We start from the raw sequence: 22,039 nt of genomic DNA on the forward strand, positions 1-22,039 counted from the left end.
AAGCAGATAGTGTAAGTTTTACTTCAAACAACACGCACATGAAAAGTAACAGTCAACTTTTATCAGGCAGTACTGCGGCCATTGTCGCGGTACTGCTTTTTGTTTTCAGGGCTAATGCGCAGGACCCGTTCTCTGTAAAATGGACGATGGATTACACCCAGGCCGGCGTTTCCAGTCACATCAATTTCTCCCCTTCCAGCGCTGTCCTTGCAGGTGGTGCCAACACATTTACGTTGCCGACAGTTTACAGTACCGGCGGGGCCATTGTGGCCGGTTACATTATCAGGCCCTGGCCGACGATCTTTTCGCCTTCGCGCTACATGGAGTTCACGTTTTCGGCCAGTTCATTGAAATACAACATTACCTCCATTGGCTTCCGCCTCCGCCGCTCGCCCAATGGACCAAACGGCGTCAAAGTGCGGACGAGCATGGATGGGTTTGCTGCCGATCTTAATGCATTTGTGATCAGTAACAATGGCGTTTTCAACAGCTACTCGATCCCCGTCAGCTACATTGATCTTTCCAGCAACACCTTCACATTACGCATTTATGCCTACAACCCGGTGGACATTTACGGTACATTGTGGTTTGATGAAATATCCGTCAACGGCGATGTGCAGGCCATTATCCTACCGGTCGATCTGACTTATTTTAAGGGAAGTGCCGAAAACGGGCAGATTGCATTGAATTGGGAAACAGCCTGGGAAAAGAACAGCAAACAATTTGTGATCGAACGCGCCAGCGATGCGAAGTCATTTACCGTGATAGATTCGGTCGCGGCATCCGCCGAAACTACCGGCCGGACTTCCTACTCCTCCATCGACCGTGCCCCATTGCCCGGAAATAACTATTACAGATTAAAGTTCGTCGATCAAGACGGGGCATTTACAATCTCGAAGCCCATTTCGGTTTCGAACGTTCCGCACCTTCTCGAAATACGCATGGCTCCCAATCCTGCATCACCCCGTAGTATCGACATTCTGGCACCATATGCGGGCAATGTGACGTTTGAATTGCACACTGCGTCCGGTGCGCCAGTCCTGTTTAACAGGGAAGACGATGCTGGCGGACACATTCGCCTCATTCCTCTCCGTCCGCTTGCCTCAGGCATTTATTTTGTAAGTTATATCCGGAATGGTCGCAAAGAACATCTGAAAGTATTAGTTCCATAAGCCATTCTGCGCTTAATTTGTAATGGTAAATTATAAAAAATGCTGGTGACGTGTCGTTAGCAAAGCAACGTTCTGATTATTAAAGGCCAAAAGCCTATGTTGAAAAAAGTGCAGCCGAAAGTGTGGTGGACGGCAGCTGCCGTTCTGGTTATTTTGTTGATATCGTGGGGATTAGTCAGAAAAAGCAAGACCGATTCCCCCGACCTGGCCGTGTCGGACAAATCAGTCGCCAACCTTGATCCCGTACCGGTGAAGAATCCTGATGCCGAAATGGCAGCGAAAATCGCTAAGATCGAGGACATTTTCAGGAGGAAAAGAAAAGCGGGCTTCAACGGCAATGTCCTGATAGTCCAGAAAGGTCAAATACTTTACCAAAACTCCTTCGGTTTTGCGCACGTGAAGGAGAAAGACACGTTAACTGCAGACTCGCGTTTTCAGCTGGCATCACTGTCCAAGCCATTCACGGCCGTTGCGGTTTTAAAGCTGATCCAGGAAGGCCGGGTTGCGCTTGATGATTCTGTGCAACGCTTTTTTCCCGATTTCCCTTACCATGGCGTAAAAGTCGATATGCTGCTGAGCCACCGCAGCGGGTTGCCGAATTATATTTATTCATTTAACGACAGCGTTCGTCACGGCAGAAAATATCCCGATAATCTGGATATTCTGGACTGGTATGCCAAAGCCGTCCCTACTCCGCAGCCTTATAACCGTCCGGGAAGATCGTTCAATTACTGTAACACCAACTACTGCGTGCTGGCCGCGATCGTCGAAAAAGTGACGGGCGATTCATTTGGCAAATACCTGAACAGTGAGATTTTCACGCCGCTAGGCATGCAAAACACATATCTGCTCACCGACACAACCATTGCTGCGACGAAAAACCGCACCGCCGGCCACCAATACGGCCGCAGGCTGGAAAAAGACTATTACGACGATGTGGTTGGAGATAAAGGCCTTTTTTCGACGACCACCGACATTTATCGCTTTTACAATGGTCTTACCAAAGGCCTGATATTAGAAAAGAAAATGCTCAACGAAGCATTCAAACCACGAAGCTTCGAGCGCGACGGCATCCGAAATTATGGCTATGGCTTCCGGATGCACATTAAGCAAGACCATACACCGCGATTTATCTACCATGGAGGTTGGTGGAAAGGTTATAACACCATGCTATGGGTGTGCCCCGAAGACGACGCGGTGATCATCGTCCTGGGCAATACGTATAACAGGTCGACGTATGATCTGCGGGAGCTGCTGGAAGTAGTCCACGGTTCAGGGAAAATCGACGATATTGAGAAAGACATCTAGCATTATTTGAATTCGGCCGCGAATTCAGGATATTTGCCGAAATCAAACGCATTCCCCGCCTCATGCCCGATATTGCATACCATTTACCTGCTTATCTGCTATTGGGCTTGCCGTTTTTGTGCTTTTTGGTGCTATGGCTGGGTGGAAAAAGTCTGAATAAATTAGCAGGCTGGATCGGGACACTGGCAACTGCCGCCGGGCTTTTAGTAAGTCTCACTTTCGCTGATCCTGGTACTGAACACATTATCCGTTTTGATTGGCTGACCATTGGCAGCCACGTCATAGAACTTTCGTTCCGCTTCGACACGCTGTCCACCATGATGCTCGTCATCGTGCACTTCGTCGCATTGCTCGTGCAACTGTACTCCACAGCCTACATGCACGACGACCGGAATGTGAACCGCTATTTTGCATTCATCCAGCTTTTCCTTTTTTCAATGTTGGGCATTGTGATGGCAGGAAGCCTCATCGTAATGTACATTTTCTGGGAACTGGTTGGGCTCTCCTCTTACCTGCTCATCGGTTTTTGGTATACAAAAAAACGGCCTGTTTGGGCCGCGCAAAAGGCTTTTGTGCTTAACCGTATTGGCGATGCGGCCTTTCTGACAGGCATTTTAATGCTCTTCTACTATATTGGCTCTACGGACTTTGAAGTGCTTTCGCTCGAAATCGGCACAATCCCTTCCGGCATTCTGACGGCCATCGGCATCTGCCTCTTCGGAGGTTGTGTCGGTAAGTCGGCCCAATTCCCGCTCTCAGGCTGGTTACCTGATGCCATGGAAGGTCCCACGCCGGTTTCCGCACTAATTCACGCAGCGACGATGGTGGCGGCGGGCATTTTCCTTTTAGCAAGAATATCCTTCCTGCTTACAGTCGACGCGAGGCTTGTAATACTCGTTATCGGGGCCATTACAATGGTTACCGGGGCTCTGAAAGCACTAAAAGGTTGGGATATTAAAAAGGTACTGGCCTATTCCACGATGTCTCAGTTAGGCTTGATGGTGATGGCCGTTGGTTTTGGAAGCTGGCAAACTGCATTGTTCCATTTGGCAACACACGCATTCTTTAAAGCCGGACTATTCCTTTCTGCCGGTTCGGTGATCCACGCCGTCACACCACCCGACGAAGATGCCGGCTTCAACCCGCAGGATATGCGCACGATGGGTGGTTTACGCAAGGCATTACCTATTACATTCATTTGCTTTTCAATCTGTGCCGCTGCGCTGGCAGGGTTGCCATTTTTCTCAGGTTTTCTTTCCAAAGACGCGATTATTACAGAAGGTTTCCTCTGGGCTGCGGAAAATGGCCCGTTAGGCTACTTATTTCCGGTATTGGTCATTTTATCAGCCGGATTAACAGCATTTTATATGACGCGACAGGTGTGGCTGGTATTTTTTGGAGAAAAACGCTTTCCTGCGTTCGTACACCCCCATGAGTCCCCGGTGGCGATGTGGCTGCCGATGGCGTTGCTTTCCGCATTATCTCTATTCTTCTGGTTCTCGTTCAATCCATTTAATGCGGAAGGATGGTTTTTGAATTGGGTCGGGCAGGAACATGGCGGACATCTGGTTTGGGTGCCGTTCGTAGCAAGCGCCGTTACATTCATTTCTATTTTCCTCGCTTACCGCCAGACATCAATCGGAAACCCATTTAACGTCAACGACCCGATTCCCGTCAGTGAGCCTGATCAAAGTCCGTGGAACTGGCTTCGTGGCTATTCTAATGAGCAATACTTCATCATCCCTTTTGACATTATCACGAAGTACCTGAAAGCCTTCGAAAAAAATATCGTCGACGCATTGGTCGACCTGGTTGCAAAAGGCAGCCTGGTGTTCGGACATTTCATTGCCTGGTTCGACAGAATGTTTGTCGACGGGCTGGTACACCTGACCGTTTTCTCGATCCGTTCGGCCGGACAAGCCGCGCGGAACATGCAGAGCGGCCGGATACAATCGTACTACATCGTGACGGTAATGGGCGTCTTTTTATTGATATTGTGGCTGGTAGCGATGTAATGCAGCCTGGCCGGTTTAATTTAATGCTTGATGATTGATCATATACTCACCTTCTTAATTGCCATACCCTTACTCGGCGCCGCGGCCGTCGCGTTTTGGCCGGTCGACCGCCCGGATAATTTCCGCCTCATTGCGCTGGTAGCATTGTTACTGGAAGTAGTTGTTACGGCAGGCTCCTATTTCTCCTTCAATGTGGCCGAAGCTGGCCAGCAACTATCCGAAGTAAGGGACTGGATTACATTACCTATCGGCTCACTCGGCGTTGTTTCCATTGATTATGCACTGGCTGTCGATGGAATCAGTTTTCCGCTCGTGCTGCTGGCCGTAGTGGTTCTTTTGGTGGGTGTAATCAGCTCCTGGAATATCAATCACAAATCAAGGGCCTATTTTGCATTGTACCTGCTGCTTTGCGGTAGCGTAATGGGCTGTTTCCTCGCGCAGGATTTCTTCCTGTTCTATCTGTTCTTCGAATTTATGCTGCTGCCGATGTATTTCCTCATCGGCCTGTGGGGCGGTCCCCGGCGTGAGTATGCGGCACTGAAATTCTTTATTTACACATTTCTCGGCTCCTTGCTGATCCTGATCGTGATGATCGGACTCTATCTTTCGGTGATCGACCCAATCGAAACAGCACGCGCCGTAGGCATTATCGGCCCCGAAGATGCCATCCACCCCGATATGATCCCGCAGATCCAGCAATGGCTTTTTGACGGCAAGATCGCACCCGAGCAACTGATCCATACTTTCCGTTTTTCGTACCTCGCCGATCCGGGCAACTACATTCCCGGCTCCATTCTGAGCGCGACTTCCGAGTTTTTCATTGCCGACATTCCGGTGCGCCTGTTGGCATTCTGGTTTTTGTTTATCGGCTTCGCGGTGAAACTGCCCGTCGTACCTGTACACACATGGCTACCCGACGCGCACGTGGAAGCGCCGACACCTATTTCGGTGGTGCTCGCAGGTATTTTGCTTAAAATCGGTGGTTACGGTTTCATCCGGATCGTTGATGGCTTTTTTCCTGCCGAAGCTTTGTATAGCGCTATTCCACTGGCCATTCTGGGGATGATTTCGATCGTTTACGGCGGTTTCAATGCATTGGGGCAAAGCGATCTTAAAAAGATGATCGCCTACTCGTCGGTTTCTCACATGGGTTTTGTGCTCCTTGGTATTGCCGCATTTACACCCGAAGGTTTCAATGGTGCCATTTACCAGATGGTAAGTCACGGTATTCTTTCGGCTATGCTCTTTTTGCTTACCGGCGTCATTTACGACCGCACCCACGACCGTCGCATCGACCATTACCGCGGCCTCATCGGCGTGATGCCGCAATATACGGTCATCACCGGGATCGCCTATTTCGCGTCGCTCGGTCTTCCGGGCTTCTCCGGCTTCATAGGTGAATTGTTTACGCTCATGGGCGCATTTCAGTCCGACGCCCTGCCCGTATGGATCCCGGCATTATCGACGCTCGGCATCGTACTTGCCGCAGGTTACTTCCTCTGGGCCTATCAGCGGATGTTTTTCAGTTCATTCTGGTACAAAAACGGCACCACGCAAGTTTTGACCGACCTCACCCGCCGCGAAAAGCTCATGCTGATCCCGCTGGTCATTCTTACCGTTCTGATCGGCATACTGCCCGGTCTGCTGTTTGATTTGTCCGGGCCAACAGTGGAAGCCTGGTTGGAGGGGTTGAAATAGTCGTTAGGAATAGTCATGTGGGGTCCATATATGACCAGCATTCCTAATATTTAAGGGTTTGAGAGTGACTGATTCTTATTGACCAAATAACTGATCCAAACTAAACCTCCCCTTTTTCGACAGTGCTTCCAGCGTCTGCTGCTGATCGGGCGTTAACACGGCAATCATTTCCAAACGTTTTTCTTCTGCCAGACGCTTGCGGTCACGACGTTTGCTGTCGTCACGGCGTTTCATTTTTCTTTCCATACGCCCGTAGCGCCGGTCGATCTTTTTGAGTTGTTTTTGCTGACGCTTGCTGAGATGGAGCTCGTCGGCGTACTTGTCCATGTTCTTTTCGAGCCGCCGGTTGTTCAGCTTGCTGTTGGTGACCGGTTCTTCATGGCGGAAATCGTCGTTGCGGTCATCGCTGGCTGATTGGTTGGAAGTGGCGCAGCCGCCCAGCAACAGGCCGAGGGCAAGGAATAGCATCAGGACTTTTTTCATGGGGTGATCGTGGGTTAAAAATTCGATGCTTATAACGGCGTTTCGTACCGACAGTATATAATGTCCTGCTTTTTTCATTATCCGCAAGACTTATATGTTTATTCAAATAAATGTAGTTTTGCACGAAAGCGCGAATAGTATTTTTTGCAATCTTTACAGTAGTTGCTAGTGGTTTTATTTCAAACTGCATTCTATTTCCCAAATTTTATTCTCCTACACCCTGTTTTATCAGATGAAAGATAGTGCTCCTTCACAAAGGTTGTTGTCCCTGGATACATTGCGTGGCTTTGATATGTTCTGGATTTCGGGAGGCGAAGAGATTTTCCATGTGCTCGCCAAAGTGACCGGCTGGTCGTGGGCGATAGTCCTGGCCCACCAGTTTACCCATCCCGATTGGAACGGTTTCCGCGCCTACGATCTCATTTTCCCTACATTCCTGTTCATGGCCGGGGTGTCGACACCATTCTCGCTCGGTAGCCGCCTCGAAAAAGGTGTTCCGCCATCGCAACTGATCCGCAAGGTCATTCAGCGCGGCATGATCCTGGTGTTTCTGGGAATCATCTATAACAACGGCCTTTTCGAAACCGAATGGTCGCAGATGCGCTACCCGAGCGTGCTCGCACGGATCGGGCTTGCAGGGATGTTCGCACAGATCATTTATCTCTATTTTGGCTTCCGCGCCCGGTGGATTTGGTTCGGAGGTTTGCTGATCGGCTACTACCTCTTCATGATGTTCTACCCTGTGCCGGGATGTGGCGCCGGTTTGCTCACGATCGACTGCAACCCCGCCAGCTATTTTGATAAAATGATCATCCCCGGCCGACTGCACCTTACCATCCACGACCCCGAAGGACTCGTTTCGACCATTCCGGCCATTGCAACCGGCCTGATGGGCATATTCGCCGGCGAATTGCTTCGTACCAGCGGAGAAGTGATGTCTCAGAAAAGCAAGGTAACTTACCTCGTCTTCGGCGGCATCGTTAGCTTGTTGGTTTGCCTGGTTTGGGATTATTTCTTTCCGATAAACAAAAACCTCTGGACCAGTTCGTTCGTACTCTGCGCCGGTGGTTTCAGCACGTTACTGCTCGCATTGTTCTACTGGATCGTAGATGTGCTCAACTACCGCAAATGGACGTTGTTTTTTGTCGTAATAGGCATGAATTCGATCGTCATTTACATGGTTGGCCGGTTCATCGATTTCGGTTACACAGCCCGCGCATTGTTCGGGGGAATACTAAGCTATTTCCCGCATTCCGCGGAAGCAGTCCTCGAAGTAATCGCATTTATAGCCGTACAATGGGCATTTATGTATTTACTTTACAGAAACAAGCTGTTCCTAAAAGTCTAAAAAAGTCGGGAAAATCGAAAAACACTAAGGAACAACCCAACATTCACACATTCAATCATTCAGTCATTCAACATTAATAATGTCTATCGAAGTCACCAACTTGACGAAGGTTTACGGAACGCAGCGTGCGGTTGACGGGATTTCATTTACCCTTAAAAAAGGGGAGATCGTAGGCTTTCTCGGTCCGAATGGCGCGGGGAAATCCACCACCATGAAAATCCTGACTGGGTATCTCAAACCAACGGAAGGAGTGGCCAGGGTTTCGGATTTCGATGTGCTCGCGCAGCCGATGCCCGCACGCAGGGCTATTGGCTACCTGCCTGAGCATAATCCGCTTTATCTGGACATGTACGTGACGGAATTTCTGCTTTTCTCCGGCAAATTGTACGGAATGAGTGGTGCTGCATTGCAGGCCCGTGTCGATGAAGTGATCGGCATGTGCGGGCTCGAACCGGAGCGGAAGAAAAAGATCGGACAGCTGTCCAAAGGTTACCGCCAGCGTGTCGGGTTGGCGCAGTCGTTTTTGCACAATCCCGAAGTACTGATTCTCGACGAACCCACCACCGGCCTCGATCCGAACCAGATCCAGGAGATCCGCGAGGTGATCCGCACGGCAGGAAAAGATAAAACAGTACTTTTCTCCACGCACATTATGCAGGAAGTGGAAGCATTGTGCGACAGGGTAATTATCATCAATAAAGGCAAAGTAGTGAGCGACAGCCCATTGCAGGAACTACGCCAAACGGGCGATTCGCTGGAAGACATTTTTAAGAAGCTCACGCAGCAGGCTTAGTGTTCCGACAGTAATTATCGAGACCATATTCGGCAAGGCAAATATTAGAATTGTATTAAAACAGTATTTTGCAGGATTTATAACACGAAAAAATTGTTATGATTGCAACTTTTGATAAATTCCGATACTGCGTGCTTAAGATTTTGAACCTAACAGTCCCTCGTTAAAGTCAGTGTTTCCAGATATGAAGAATTGGTTGTTCGGCCGGTTTCGTGTTGTAGTGATTGTGGTGGCGCTGGTGGTGCTGACTTCCATGGCATCCGTTGCATGGAAAATGATCGCCGTGAAGGCGGTGACTGTCAAAACACCGCCTCCGGTGGTTGCCGAATCCAAATATAAAGCTCCCAAAAAGCGCCGCGAGCCGGTGCTCGTTCTTCCGGAAAACGCATGGGTAGACAGCACCCTGACATCCATGACGATCGAACAGAAGATAGGTCAGTTGTTCATGGTGGCCACTTTTTCAAATCGTGACGAATCGCATTATAAATACATAGACAAGCTGATCAACGATTATCAGATCGGTGGTCTCATATTCTTCCAGGGAGGCCCGGTTGGTCAGGCGCAGCTCACGAATCGTTATCAATCACATTCCAACATCCCTCTTTTTATTGGTATTGATGGCGAATGGGGACTTGGTATGCGCCTCGACAGCACGATTTCTTTTCCGAAACAAATGGTGCTCGGTGCGATCCAGGACGATCAGCTGATTTACCGGATGGGCGATGACATTGCACGCCAATGCAAACGGCTGGGTATTCAGATCAACTTCGCACCGGTATCGGATGTCAACAGTAATCCGGCCAATCCGGTGATCGGTATACGTTCGTTTGGCGAAGACCGCGAGAACGTGGCCCGGAAGTCGATCGCCTACATGAAAGGCTTGCAGCATAACCGCATTATAGCCACCGCCAAGCATTTCCCCGGCCACGGCGACACCGACGCGGATTCGCATCTCACGCTGCCCGTGCTGACGCATTCACTGGAACAGCTCAACGATACTGATCTGTATCCTTACCGCGCAATGATCGCCGACAGCCTGATGGGTGTCCTGAATGCCCATTTGTACATTCCCGCATTGGATAATACCCCCAATCAGGCCAGCTCGCTTTCCGATAAAGTCGTGAATGGCCTTCTGCGCAAAGACCTGGGTTTCCGCGGATTGGTATTCACCGATGCGATGAACATGCGCGGCGTGCTCAAAAACGGCAAGGCCGCCGATGTGAACCTAAAAGCGCTGGTAGCAGGCAACGATGTACTGCTTTATCCCGAAAGCATTGCCGAAACCGTCACCCGCATTAAGGATGCCATTGATTCGAAGCTGATCAGCGAAAAGATCATCGATGATAAGGTTAAGCGTATTTTGCAAGCCAAATACTGGGCCGGACTGAGCCAGTACAGACCCATTGACCTTAACAATCTTTATAACGACCTCAACAGCGAAAAGAGCAAGGAACTTTACCGCGAGCTATCCGAAGCTTCGGTCACTGTTGTCAAAAATGACAATGACCTGATCCCGATCGGGTCGGTGCTCGACAATAACCTTGCCTCAGTCAGCATTGGCGAAGGCAGCAGCGTGGCATTCCAGAAAATGCTTTCGACCTACAAACCGATGCGGAGCTATTCGTTTTACGATGGGCCGTCGTCGCAGGAGCAGATTACCGAGATGCTGGGTTATCTCCAAGCTTACAGCACGGTTATCGTGGATATTCACGGGATCAGCTCCAAGCCGGGCCGGAATTACGGCATTACTCCCGGAATGGTCGATTTTGTGAAACAACTCAAACAGCAAAACAAAAAGGTAATTCTTTGCCTGTTCGGCTCACCTTACAGCATTCCGTTTTTTCCTGATACTGATGTATTGATCTGTGCCAATCAGGACGGAAAGGACCAGCAGGAGATCGTTCCGCAAATCATTTTTGGCGCGCTGGGCTCGAAAGGACGCTTACCGGTTTCGGTATTGGCTTACAAATCGGGGACGGGCGTCAACACCACCTCCATTAACCGCATTGCATTTGGTACGCCGGAGAGCGTGGGAATGGATGGTATTTCATTAAAAAAAATCGATGAAATTGCCTCGGCAGCGGTTAATGACCATGTTTTCCCCGGCTGCGAAGTACTCGTGGCCCGACAAGGCAAGATCATTTACGAAAAGCAATTCGGTGGGTTGAGCTATCGTACTAATGACCGGGTAACGCCCGAAACGATCTATGATCTGGCTTCGCTGACCAAAGTTTCGGCCACATTACAGGCCGTAATGCTGCTTTACGACCGGAAGCAGATTAGCCTGGATGAAAAAGCGTCGAAATATCTGCCCGAACTAGTCGGTACAAATAAGCAGAACTTCACTGTGCGCGACCTGCTGCTGCACCGCTCGGGCCTGCAATCGTTCTATCCATCACTTTGGGACAGAACCAAAACCAGCGCGGGAGGATTGCTCCCCGAATATTATAGTTCCAAACAAGACACTACCTACTATCTGCAAGTCGCTCCAAAGCTTTTTGCCAAAGCCGCATTACGCGATTCGGTTTGGAACTGGATCATCGAGTCGCCCATGAACAACCGCCGCGACCGTGCGGGCAACTACGGTTATTTGTACAGCGACCTCGGCTTCCTGACGCTGCAAAAAATCGTGGAAAGGATTTCAGGCCAGCCGCTAGACATCTTTGTGGCGGCCAATATATATGAACCGCTTGGATTGCCCTACCTGGGTTTCAATCCTTTGCGCCGTTTCCCGGAGAAGCAGATCGCTCCAACCGAGCAGGATTACCGTTTCCGGGGACAACTTTTGCAAGGCACCGTGCACGACCAAATGGCGGCCATTGTTGGCGGCGTTTCAGGACATGCGGGACTATTCGGTACTGCGCGCGACCTGGCGGTGTTGCTGCAAATGAATCTCTGGAAAGGTAACTATGCCGGCAAACGGTTTTTTGAGCAAGCCACCGTTCCATTCTTCTCGCGCATGTACGACGAGTCGCACCACCGGGGTTTAGGTTGGGACAAGGCTCCGGGCGATGGCAATAGCTCCTATGTGTCACCGCAGGCATCCGTCAACTCATTTGGGCATACCGGTTTCACTGGCACCATGGTTTGGGTAGATCCTGAGGAAGATCTGGTATTCGTATTCCTGTCCAACCGCGTCAATCCGGACTCGGAAAATACCGCCATTACCACGCAGCGAACACGCAGGAAAATCCAGGATGTAGTATACAGTTCCCTGATCCAACGGAAAAGCCAGCTTCCTTAAATCACCTTCAGCGTATTTGAAAAATATCTCTAACTTTACCGGCAAAAGGTTAGCGGAAAGATATTTAGACAGATACATGAAAAAAACATTTATTAAAGAGAGTTTACTTGCCATTTTCGCCACGCTGTTCTGCCTGGCATCTTCATTCGGACAAACCACCATCACCACCGGGGCCGTAACGCCATCACCAGCTTGCGCGGGAAGCGCTGTTTCCGTTCCCTTTACAACTACGGGAACAGTGCTTCCGGCAGTCGTTTTCGTTACCCAGTTGTCCGATGCAGCAGGTGCATTCAGCGCAACACCGGATGAGATCGGCTCCTCCGCCACTTCCCCGATTTCCGCGACCATTCCCGCAGGAACCGCAGCAGGTGCTGGTTATAAAGTGCGTGTCGTATCAAAATTGGCCGGAGTAATTGGCATTACCGGCTCTGAAAGCGTCGCGATTACGGTCAATGCTGTGCCAGCCGCTCCTACTGTGGTTACTCCTGTAAATTATGTCCAGGGAGCAGCTGCGGTTGCGCTCTCAGCAACTCCTGCCACTGGTTTGCTATGGTATGATGATGCCACCGGCGGAACCGGCTCGGCCACCGCCCCGACACCTTCGACTGCCGCGGCCGGAACCAAGAGTTATTATGTTTCTCAAAATCCCGCAGGTTGCGAAAGCGAGCGCGCGAAAGTTGATGTCGTAGTGGCGGCTTGTACGCCGCCTGCTGCACCGACTGTTGCTAATAAAACATATACAGTAGGCGATGCGGCCACGGCACTTACTGCAACCGGAGCGGGCTTGCTATGGTACGACGCTGCCACCGGAGGAACCGGATCAGCTACCGCACCTACTCCATCGACAGCGGCAGCCGGAACCAAGAGCTATTTTGTATCTCAAACGGTAAACGGTTGTGAAGGCGCAAGGGCAGAAATCATAGTCACTGTAAATGCATGTACGCCTCCCGCCGCACCAACCGTTGCGAACAAATCTTATACTGTCGGCGATGCCGCGACTCCTTTAACTGCGACAGCAGCAGCAGGTGGAACGCTGAATTGGTACGCTGGCGCAACGGGAGGAGCCGCCTCGCCGACCGCCCCTACACCTTTAACCACTAGTGCCGGAACAACGAGCTATTTTGTATCTCAAACCGTTGGAGGTTGTGAGAGCACACGCGCGGAGATCGTCGTGACTGTTTCTGCATGTACACCACCAGCCGCGCCAACTGTTGCTAATAAGTCTTACACGGTGGGTGACGCCTCAACGCCATTAACCGCCACGGGCACTGGATTGAAATGGTATGCAGATGCAACAGGTGGAACTGGTTCGGGCACAGCTCCGACACCATCAACGGCTACGCCGGGAGCAAAGAGCTATTTTGTATCTCAAACCGTTGGAGGCTGTGAGAGCGCTCGCGCGGAGATCGTCGTGACTGTTTCTGCATGTACTCCACCAGCCGCGCCAACTGTTGCTAATAAGTCTTACACCGTGGGTGACGCCGCAACGCCATTAACCGCCACGGGCGCTGGTTTGAAATGGTATGCAGACGCAACAGGCGGAACTGGTTCGGGCACAGCTCCGACACCATCAACCGCTGCGCCGGGAACGAAAAGCTATTTTGTATCTCAAACGGTGGGAGGTTGTGAGAGCGCACGTGCCGAGATCGTCGTGACTGTTTCTGCTTGTACTCCACCAGCTGCGCCAACTGTTGCTAATAAGTCTTACACAGTGGGTGACGCTGCAACGCCGCTTACTGCCACCGGAACCGGTTTGAAATGGTATGCTGATGCAACAGGCGGAACTGGTTCGGGCACAGCTCCGACACCATCAACCGCTGCGCCGGGAACGAAAAGCTATTTTGTATCTCAAACGGTGGGAGGCTGTGAGAGCGCACGTGCGGAAATTGTTGTAACTGTGAATGCCTGTACACCACCTGCTGCGCCGGGCGTAAGCAATGTCTCCTATTGTCTTGGTGCCCCCACAACAACACTTACTGCCACAGGAACCAACCTGAAATGGTATTCTTCGGCTTCCGGCGGTGCGAGTTCACCAGCAGCGCCTAAGCCATCAAGTGCGGTGGAAGGCGTTACCAGCTATTACGTGTCTCAAACCGTAGGTGCTTGCGAAAGTGCACGCGCTGAAATCAGGGTTACTATTAACAAAACCGACGCTCCGGGTGTTGCAAACCTCGACTATTGCTTAAATGCTACCGCGGCTCCGCTCACCGCTTCCGGAACAAATCTGAAATGGTATGCCACTGCTTCCGGCGGAACAGGATCAGGTACCGCACCAACTCCAACCACCAATGCACTCGGTACCAAGAGTTACTATGTGACACAAACGAACGCTGGCGGCTGCGAAAGTGACAGAGCGGAGATTAAGGTAACAATCAAAAACCTTTCAACCGCACCAACTGTTACCACACTCCTCAATCTTTGCCAAAATTCTTCTGCCACAGCATTAACGGCAACAGGTACCGCTCTCAAGTGGTACTCTGGTCCAACCGGAGGAACAGCATTAGATGGAGCACCTGTGCCGGTTACAACTACCACTGGAACGACAAGCTACTACGTAAGCCAGACTGCAAGCGGTTTGTGTGAAGGTCCAAGAGCAAAAATCGACGTGGTGATTAAGGATACGCCCGCCGCTCCGGCAGTTACCCCTCTCGACTACTGTGTTGGGCAAAACCCAACCCCTTTAACACCATCAGGTGCGCTGTATAAATGGTATACAGGATTAACAGGCGGTACAGGCTCTTCTACCGCTCCAACGCCAAGCGCAGCAGCAGTAGGGACCACTTCCTACTATGTAACACAATCGAACACCTATGGCGCTCTGACCTGCGAAAGCCCACGTGCGAAATTGGACGTGGTTATCAATGCGACGCCAGCCGCTGTACTCGCATTGTCAGAAGCTTTCTGCCAGGAACGTACAGATAAAAATTACACATTCCCCACTCAGGCATCGAATGGCAATACTTTGAGATGGTACACCGGCGCAACCGGAGGAACTCCGAGTACAGCAACGCCTTCCATTAACCTGAAAGACGCTAAGGAAACCACTTTTTATGTGACCCAGCTTACAAACAAAGGCTGCGAAAGCACAACCCGCGCTGCGCAAAAGGTCCTAGTGAAACCCCTCCCAGCCCTCCCAGGCATTTCGCAAGCATTGATCGAATACTGCCAGTTTGTAGCGGCAAAACCATTGGAAGCAACTGCTGTTACCAATGCCACGTTGAATTGGTTTGGAACCGATGCAACAGGCGGCACTTCTAATCCGAATGCGCCGACGCCATCCACCGCCGAAGGCGGCACGACTTCCTATTATGTGGCCCAAACACTGGCTGGCTGCATCGGCGATCGCGCGAAAATCGATGTAAAAATCAACACGACACCGAAGCCTATTACCAAAACGTACCTGGAGTACTGCCAGAATGAAGTCGCTCCGGTATTAGACGCAACCGGCACGGTATTGAAATGGTACCGCACGGCAGACGGAACAGAATGGCAGGGCGTTCCTTTCGTGCCCTTTACCGAGAAAGTGCAGGACTACTCTTTCTACGTGACCCAAACAGGTACAAACACCTGTGAAAGCCCAAAGGAAGAAATCAAGATCCACATCAAGTCACTTCCATCGGCTACGATCTCCGGTAACTCGACGATCGATCTGGGCCAATCGGCTACAATCAATATCAAATTCACCGGTGACGGACCCTGGATTTACGTGTTGTCCAATGGCCTGACTGATACGACAGACCAGGCGAACCACCAGGTGACCGTCAAACCTAGCACAACCACGAGCTACCTGCTAACGGAAGTTTCCAATGCCTGTGGCAAAGGTGTCCCGAACGGTAGTGCAGTAGTTACCGTAAAAGTGCCGACGATTAATACCGGAAACCCTTCGATTGCGGAAATTTGTGCCAGCAAGCCATTTAGTGTGCCGTTCCAGCAATCAGGCGACTTCCCAGCCGAAAATACTTTCAAATTGCAGGTATCCACCGTGAACACGGATGCCAAATTCTATACGATCCCGTCGACCGCAAGCTCCAATTTGGTAACGGCGACATTCCCTGACACGACCAAGGGAGGCACGTTTTATGTGAGGGTCATCAATTCAGGCGCCAACCCGGACTTCACCGTAAAAGGTAGCGTAAGCTCGATTACAATCAACGCAAGCCCCTTACCGGTTGCCACGCTGAGCGGAACGCAAACCATCCTCGTGGGAGAAAGCGCCGAACTTAAAGCTGAAATCACCGGAAAATCTCCATGGACGTTCAGCCTTAACATTGGAACCAAGGATACGCTGATCACTGCAAATGCGAGTCCGTACCTTTTCAGATTATCCCCCAAAACAACCACGACATACGCCATTACCAAGGTTACCAATGGCTGCGGAACAGGCAATGGCGTAGGCACAGCAAGAGTACAGGTTGACCCGATCCTCGGTGTAGAACCTCCTGCACCCGCGAATTGGGCCAAGGTTTATCCTACCGTCATCAATGGTAAATGCACAGTAGAAGTAACAGGCACGATTTCGCCAAAACAAGCCACGATCGAAGTCGTTGACCTCAATGGCCGCGCGCGATCGGTACAGGCGATCAGGCAAAAAACAACCGACATCGACTTTGGAAACTATCCATCGGGATTATACCTGATCAGGATCCAGAATGGCAATTTGAATACCGTTCAGCGTGTTATGAAACCCTGATATTCGTTCTTAACCTTCACACGGGACATTTGTTGCAATGCAATAAATGTCCCGTTTTCTTTACCAGCCGATTAATATGGATATACAAGCGGACATTATGGATCACTACTTTATGGAAGAGGCCCTCGGGCTGGCCCATAAAGCTTATGAGGAGGGAGAAATTCCCGTCGGCGCGCTCGTTGTGGCGAAGGACAGGATCATCGGTCGCGGCTACAACCAGACCGAACTGCTCAACGACGTAACCGCTCATGCCGAAATGATCGCCATCACCGCCGCTGCCGACCACCTCGGCTCCAAGTACCTAACCGATTGTACACTCTACGTGACGCTCGAACCGTGCGTGATGTGTGCGGGTGCGCTTTACTGGACCCAGATCAAAAGAGTGGTCGTTGGTGCTCTCGACGAAAAACGCGGATTTTCACGCATTGAGCAGCCACTTTTACACCCGAAAACAAAGCTGGTTACTGGCATTATGGCCGTAGAATCCCAACAGTTACTACTCAAATTTTTCAGGGAATTAAGAACATAAAGCGGCTTTCTGCTGTTAGCCTAACAGTTAAGACAAATTTTTCAATCATTAAACTACACTGAAAATGTCATTTACACTTGATCCCTTACCTTACGCAAACAATGCTTTGGAGCCGCACTTCGATGCATTGACCATGGAGATACATCACGACCGTCACCATCAGGCATATGTTACCAATTTGAACGCTGCGGTTGCAGGCACTGAGCTGGAAGGCAAAACCATAGAACAATTACTGGCTGGCATCAGCAAAGCCCCAGCACCTGTACGCAACAACGGCGGCGGTCACTGGAACCACTCTTTCTTCTGGAAATCACTCTCGTCAACCGGCGGCGGCGAACCAACCGGCGAACTGGGCAAAGCGATCACCACGAAATTCGGTTCATTCGCAGCATTCAAAGACGAATTCAAAAAAGCAGCCACCGGCCGTTTCGGATCGGGCTGGGCATGGCTGGTAGTGAAAGAAGGCGGCGAAATCGCCATTACTTCAACCCCTAACCAAGACAACCCATTGATGGACATTGCCGAAGTAAAAGGCACTCCGGTGATCGGCCTGGACGTATGGGAACACGCATATTACCTGAAATACCAAAACAAGCGTCCCGACTACATCGACGCCTACTGGAACGTTGTAGACTGGAAAGCTGCTGACGCACTGTACACTGCGGTAAATAATTAAGCGAAAGCTTTGCAGAAGGTTTACAGCTTGTAAAAAAATTGTGAAAATATGTTGCAAGCTGTAAACCTTTTCCTAATTTTGTGTCCTCGAAACGGGGTTTACCCCAACGAAGCTAGTTAAACGGAGGTTGTAGCTCAGTCGGTTAGAGCGCTAGATTGTGGTTCTAGAGGTCGCGGGTTCGAGACCCGTCTCCCTCCCTTGAAATAAGTTCAAAGTCAAACAAAATGCCTGTAAATCAATGATTTGCGGGCATTTTTGTTTTTCAGACTATGTCAAAAAATGCAAAAATTCCCATGTTTTCCAGCGTCATTCGTGTAGTTCAACGCTTGACGAAAAAAGACGCTGGAAAATGCCCGTAAGTTTCTGATTGACAACCTGTTTACGCCGTAAACATCTTGTTTAGAAAGGCCGGTAACGCGATATTTAACCACTTAAATGTTAGCGTCATGTTAGAAAAAACTTTCGGCCTGTTTTTTTATTTGAAACAAGCCAAGAATCAGAAGGATGGTTTACGTTACGTTTACCTCAGAATTACCGTCGACGGCAAGCCCGTCGAAATGTCCACAAAACAGCTATGGAGCCCCGCCAGGTGGAATGTGGACGCAGGCCGAGCCATCGGCCAAAAAGAAGATACCCGCACGCTCAACGCCTATCTGGACATGCTGAGCTCAAAAGTCTTTCAGGCGAAGAAAATGTTGATCGAGGATGATAAGGAATTATCCGCGGAAGCATTGAAGAATGTCTTGCTTGGCAAAAGCAATGAGACTCGTACTATCCTTGAAGTCTTCCAGCGCCATAATGAGCAAATGGAAGCGTTGGTAGGTCAGGAATTCGCCCCGCTCACTTTGAAGCGATACAAAACTGCGAAGGAGCATACAGCCTCCTTCATCAAGTGGAAATACAAGAAGGACGATTTCGAGATCAAAGACCTGAATTTCGAATTCATTACGGAGTTTAACTTTTGGCTTCGTAGTGCGAGAGGCTGCAATCATAACTCGGCTATTAAATATTCTGAGTAACCTCAAAAAGGTTGTGCTGATCTGCGTCAATAACAAATGGTTGAAGAAGGATCCATTTCAAGGTTTCAAGCTGACAAAGAAAGAAGTTGTGAAGAATCCGCTGTCCAGGGACGAGCTAAAACGACTTACTGAAAAAGTCTTTGAAGTGGAAAGGATCAGCCAGGTGCGGGACATATTTCTGTTCTGCTGCTACACCGGACTTGCTTATGTGGATGTGAAACAATTGAAGACGACGGATACTGTCGTCGGCATGGACGGTGAGCCGTGGATTGACACAACCCGCCAGAAAACGGATGCGCCTACACGTATTCCGCTACTGGATACGGCACTGGAAATTATTGAAAAGTATAAGGATCATCCGCAGTGCTGTGCAGCTGGTGTTGTGCTGCCGGTTCTGAGTAATCAGAAGATGAATGCTTATTTGAAGGAGATTGCTAACCTGTGCGGGATTTCAAAGACGCTGACATTTCATATAGCGCGACATACTTTTGCTACTACGGTGACGCTGAGTAATAAGGTGCCGATTGAGACGGTTTCTAAGATGCTGGGGCATCGGTCTTTGAAGCAGACAATGATTTATGCTAAGATCCTGGATGTGAAGATAAGTGAGGATATGAAGGGGTTGCGGGAGCGGTTGAAGGGGATGTAGGGCAGCTTCTGCTTTTTACGTTGGATAATGTAAATGTCGTGACGGTGTCACGACATTTTGCACATCTATCCTTACTTAGTTAAATATGCAATAGACTATGATTCACGCCCGGATTCATGTATTCCACTCGCCGGCGCCGGTGAAAAAGCTCGCTTTCGCTGCTGGACAATGATTCGTATGTCTCCATTTTCGTGGCTGTTCCTGGTGATGACCATCTTTTCGGCTTCTATGGGAAACATCGCCACGTAGCCGAAAGTCAGCCAGCACCTTAGTTTCGCAGCAATTTTTTTCGGAAAAGGAGAGCGCCTAAATTTGTGATTGATTAACGAAAAGTTAGATTCTTGGTATCGAATATCAGCCGGCATACTAGTTAGAAAAAGCATATTTATTAGCAAATACTGACAATTTTTCAGGCAATCTTCTTTGGGAGAACTGCAATTGTTCCGAGATGCTGACATAATTTACATTTTGTCATTACTGGTAATTGTGGAATAAAATTTTTCTCCTAATCAAAATAACCAAATATTATTGTATGGCAGTTTTTAGCGTTTCGTATGACCTCAATCGATCAGGTCAAAATTATGAATCTCTATGGGCAGAGCTAAAAAGTATGGGTTCATGGTATCACTTAATGGACTCTACATGGTTAGTCTCAACAAGTGAAACTGTTCATCAACTAACAGATCGAGTGAATAAACATGTTGATGGAAATGACAGAGTTCTAATTAGCAAGCTCACCTCAGGAGAATACAATGGGTGGCTTACAGAGGAACAATGGCATTGGATTCGAGAGCGACTGTGATAATATTTCAACGCAGAATCTGCCACTTAGCAATGTTCTCTGATTCAGCTGTTATCATTGGCGTCACGTTCCCTTTCAAAACTTGTTTTGTTACGGGACACGACTTATATAAGTGCTCAACTATCTGAAATTTGAATACATCTAACGGGATATGAAATGAATTTTACACATCAGCAAGAAAGCTTTCTAAAGGACTACCTTAAAAAGATAATAAATGGTGAAGCAGCGATATTCGCCGGAGCGGGATTATCCGTAGGAGCAGGATTTGTAGACTGGCGTCAATTATTGAAAAATATAGCCGAAGAAATTGAGCTAGAAGTTGATAAGGAGTATGACCTAATATCTCTTGCTCAATTTCACGTTAATGAAAAAGGAGGAAGAGGGAGAATTAACCAAACTATAATAGAAGAATTTAAAGAAAATGCGGAGATTTCCCCTAATCATGAAATTCTTGCTCGACTGCCAATTCGGATATTTTGGACCACAAACTATGACTCTCTTATTGAAGATGCTTTGGAACAAGCGTCTAAGCGTGTAGATACGAAACACATGGTATCGCAATTACCCGACACAACATTTAAAAGAGATGCCGTTGTTTATAAAATGCATGGAGATGCAAAATTTCCAGCACAAGCGATAATTACAAAAGACGATTACGAGCAATATCACATAAAGAATGAAGCCTTTGTCACTGCCCTAAGCTCAGATCTAATATCAAAGACATTTCTGTTCATTGGTTTTAGCTTCACTGATCCTAATCTTGATTACATATTGAGCCGCGTGAGGCTTTTTCTCAATGAAAACACACGCCCACACTACTGCTTGATAAAGCGTGTAGACCGAAATGATAAAAATATAAAATCGGATGCAGACTTTGAATATGCTAAGCGACGCCAGCAATTAATGATATCTGATTTGAAGCGGTTTCAAATTGAAGCTGTTATGCTAGAAGCGTACACAGATATCACTTCCTTACTAGAAGAGTTGGAAAAGCGATATAAACGCAATACTGTATTTATATCTGGCAGTGCAGCGAAATATACGCCACATAGCGATAAATCGGCACTAGATTTTGTTCATGGCCTTAGCAAAAAGCTTATAGAGTCCAAATACTCGGTGGTTAATGGATTTGGATTAGGCATTGGAGATGCAGTTATAAATGGTGCGTTGGAAGCTGTCTATAATGCACCCAAGAAGTATAGCGATAGTCAGCTAATCATGCGGCCATTTCCACAAAAAAAGACTGGAAAAAAGGATATCCCGGAACTGTGGCGAGAATATCGAGTGAGGATGATTTCATTTGCAGGAATAGCAATTTTTATTTTTGGGAATAAAGAGGATAAGAAAACAGGAAATTTTATTCCTTTGGCTGATGGGGTTCGGGAAGAGTTTGATATAGCGTTAAGTCAAGGCGTCATTCCAATACCTGTTGGGTTAACTGGTAGTATGGCAGCAGAGTTATGGAATGATGTCGACAATAGATTTGACGAAATTTATGAGGGTTTGGGAGATATAAAAGAATCTTTCCTAGCTCTGAATGATCCCAAAACAACATTGGGAGAGTGTATTCAGATAATTGTTTCAATAATTAACTTAATGAATCGAAAATAAAC

14 protein-coding genes and 1 tRNA gene are annotated in these 22,039 nt (G+C 48.9%); 14 read left to right on the forward strand and 1 reads right to left on the reverse strand.

Translation table 11 applies throughout. The features are described 5' to 3' along the window. Window positions 1-38: 38 nt before the first annotated feature. The 4 genes from LZD49_RS17130 (at window position 39) to LZD49_RS17145 (ending at window position 6,193) form a co-directional block, all read left to right on the forward strand. Window positions 39-1,172 carry a T9SS type A sorting domain-containing protein gene (locus tag LZD49_RS17130; protein ID WP_234668789.1) on the forward strand — a complete coding sequence of 378 codons (1,134 nt, stop codon included), beginning with the start codon at window positions 39-41 and terminating at the stop codon, window positions 1,170-1,172. Between the two features lie 96 nt (window positions 1,173-1,268). Then, window positions 1,269-2,480: a serine hydrolase gene (locus LZD49_RS17135; RefSeq protein WP_234668790.1), complete on the forward strand. Its 1,212-nt coding sequence runs from the start codon at window positions 1,269-1,271 to the stop codon at window positions 2,478-2,480. A gap of 62 nt (window positions 2,481-2,542) precedes the next feature. Next, window positions 2,543-4,495, forward strand: a complete 1,953-nt coding sequence (gene nuoL, locus LZD49_RS17140; protein WP_234668791.1) for an NADH-quinone oxidoreductase subunit L — start codon at window positions 2,543-2,545, stop codon at window positions 4,493-4,495. 30 nt (window positions 4,496-4,525) lie between these two features. Further along, a complete protein-coding gene (locus LZD49_RS17145) occupies window positions 4,526-6,193 on the forward strand; it encodes a NuoM family protein (RefSeq protein WP_234668792.1) in 1,668 nt (555 codons plus the stop codon). Between the two features lie 75 nt (window positions 6,194-6,268). On the opposite strand, the gene LZD49_RS17150 is transcribed toward LZD49_RS17145, so the two are convergent. Continuing rightward, on the reverse strand, window positions 6,269-6,676 hold the full coding sequence (locus LZD49_RS17150) for a hypothetical protein (protein WP_234668793.1): 408 nt from the start codon (window positions 6,674-6,676) through the stop codon (window positions 6,269-6,271). 232 nt (window positions 6,677-6,908) lie between these two features. On the opposite strand from LZD49_RS17150, the gene LZD49_RS17155 reads away from it, so the two are divergent. From LZD49_RS17155 to LZD49_RS17200, 10 genes are all read left to right on the forward strand, one after another. Then, a complete protein-coding gene (locus LZD49_RS17155; protein ID WP_234668794.1) occupies window positions 6,909-8,024 on the forward strand; it encodes an acyltransferase family protein in 1,116 nt (371 codons plus the stop codon). A 79-nt stretch (window positions 8,025-8,103) separates the two neighbouring features. Next, window positions 8,104-8,817 carry an ATP-binding cassette domain-containing protein gene (locus LZD49_RS17160; RefSeq protein WP_234668795.1) on the forward strand — a complete coding sequence of 238 codons (714 nt, stop codon included), beginning with the start codon at window positions 8,104-8,106 and terminating at the stop codon, window positions 8,815-8,817. A gap of 184 nt (window positions 8,818-9,001) precedes the next feature. Continuing rightward, window positions 9,002-12,061, forward strand: coding sequence for a glycoside hydrolase family 3 N-terminal domain-containing protein (locus tag LZD49_RS17165; protein ID WP_234668796.1), 3,060 nt, complete (start codon window positions 9,002-9,004; stop codon window positions 12,059-12,061). A gap of 76 nt (window positions 12,062-12,137) precedes the next feature. Continuing rightward, window positions 12,138-16,751: a T9SS type A sorting domain-containing protein gene (locus tag LZD49_RS17170; protein WP_234668797.1), complete on the forward strand. Its 4,614-nt coding sequence runs from the start codon at window positions 12,138-12,140 to the stop codon at window positions 16,749-16,751. Window positions 16,752-16,827: 76 nt separating this feature from the next. Next, complete coding sequence (locus LZD49_RS17175) at window positions 16,828-17,280, forward strand: nucleoside deaminase (protein WP_234668798.1); 453 nt, start codon at window positions 16,828-16,830, stop codon at window positions 17,278-17,280. A gap of 64 nt (window positions 17,281-17,344) precedes the next feature. Continuing rightward, window positions 17,345-17,956, forward strand: coding sequence for a superoxide dismutase (locus LZD49_RS17180; RefSeq protein WP_234668799.1), 612 nt, complete (start codon window positions 17,345-17,347; stop codon window positions 17,954-17,956). 122 nt (window positions 17,957-18,078) lie between these two features. After that, a tRNA-His gene (locus tag LZD49_RS17185) sits at window positions 18,079-18,154 on the forward strand. A 248-nt stretch (window positions 18,155-18,402) separates the two neighbouring features. Further along, a complete protein-coding gene (locus tag LZD49_RS17190) occupies window positions 18,403-18,975 on the forward strand; it encodes a phage integrase SAM-like domain-containing protein (protein ID WP_234668800.1) in 573 nt (190 codons plus the stop codon). Window positions 18,976-19,015: 40 nt separating this feature from the next. Continuing rightward, window positions 19,016-19,624: a site-specific integrase gene (locus LZD49_RS17195; RefSeq protein ID WP_234668801.1), complete on the forward strand. Its 609-nt coding sequence runs from the start codon at window positions 19,016-19,018 to the stop codon at window positions 19,622-19,624. 958 nt (window positions 19,625-20,582) lie between these two features. Next, entirely contained in the window at window positions 20,583-22,037 is a 1,455-nt protein-coding gene (locus LZD49_RS17200) for an SIR2 family protein (protein ID WP_234668802.1), read from the forward strand. Window positions 22,038-22,039 lie beyond the last annotated feature (2 nt).

The sequence above is a fragment of the Dyadobacter sp. CY261 genome (assembly GCF_021440085.1).
Taxonomy (GTDB): Bacteria; Bacteroidota; Bacteroidia; order Cytophagales; family Spirosomataceae; genus Dyadobacter.

What these genes read in the sequence shown, in the direction of transcription:
- LZD49_RS17130 (WP_234668789.1), top strand. Translation starts at nt 39, where the DNA reads ATGAAAAGTAACAGTCAACTTTTATCAGGCAGTACTGCGGCCATTGTC.
- LZD49_RS17135 (WP_234668790.1), top strand. Translation starts at nt 1,269, where the DNA reads ATGTTGAAAAAAGTGCAGCCGAAAGTGTGGTGGACGGCAGCTGCCGTT.
- nuoL (WP_234668791.1), top strand. Translation starts at nt 2,543, where the DNA reads ATGCCCGATATTGCATACCATTTACCTGCTTATCTGCTATTGGGCTTG.
- LZD49_RS17145 (WP_234668792.1), top strand. Translation starts at nt 4,526, where the DNA reads ATGATTGATCATATACTCACCTTCTTAATTGCCATACCCTTACTCGGC.
- LZD49_RS17150 (WP_234668793.1), bottom strand. Translation starts at nt 6,676, where the DNA reads ATGAAAAAAGTCCTGATGCTATTCCTTGCCCTCGGCCTGTTGCTGGGC.
- LZD49_RS17155 (WP_234668794.1), top strand. Translation starts at nt 6,909, where the DNA reads ATGAAAGATAGTGCTCCTTCACAAAGGTTGTTGTCCCTGGATACATTG.
- LZD49_RS17160 (WP_234668795.1), top strand. Translation starts at nt 8,104, where the DNA reads ATGTCTATCGAAGTCACCAACTTGACGAAGGTTTACGGAACGCAGCGT.
- LZD49_RS17165 (WP_234668796.1), top strand. Translation starts at nt 9,002, where the DNA reads ATGAAGAATTGGTTGTTCGGCCGGTTTCGTGTTGTAGTGATTGTGGTG.
- LZD49_RS17170 (WP_234668797.1), top strand. Translation starts at nt 12,138, where the DNA reads ATGAAAAAAACATTTATTAAAGAGAGTTTACTTGCCATTTTCGCCACG.
- LZD49_RS17175 (WP_234668798.1), top strand. Translation starts at nt 16,828, where the DNA reads ATGGATATACAAGCGGACATTATGGATCACTACTTTATGGAAGAGGCC.
- LZD49_RS17180 (WP_234668799.1), top strand. Translation starts at nt 17,345, where the DNA reads ATGTCATTTACACTTGATCCCTTACCTTACGCAAACAATGCTTTGGAG.
- LZD49_RS17190 (WP_234668800.1), top strand. Translation starts at nt 18,403, where the DNA reads ATGTTAGAAAAAACTTTCGGCCTGTTTTTTTATTTGAAACAAGCCAAG.
- LZD49_RS17200 (WP_234668802.1), top strand. Translation starts at nt 20,583, where the DNA reads ATGAATTTTACACATCAGCAAGAAAGCTTTCTAAAGGACTACCTTAAA.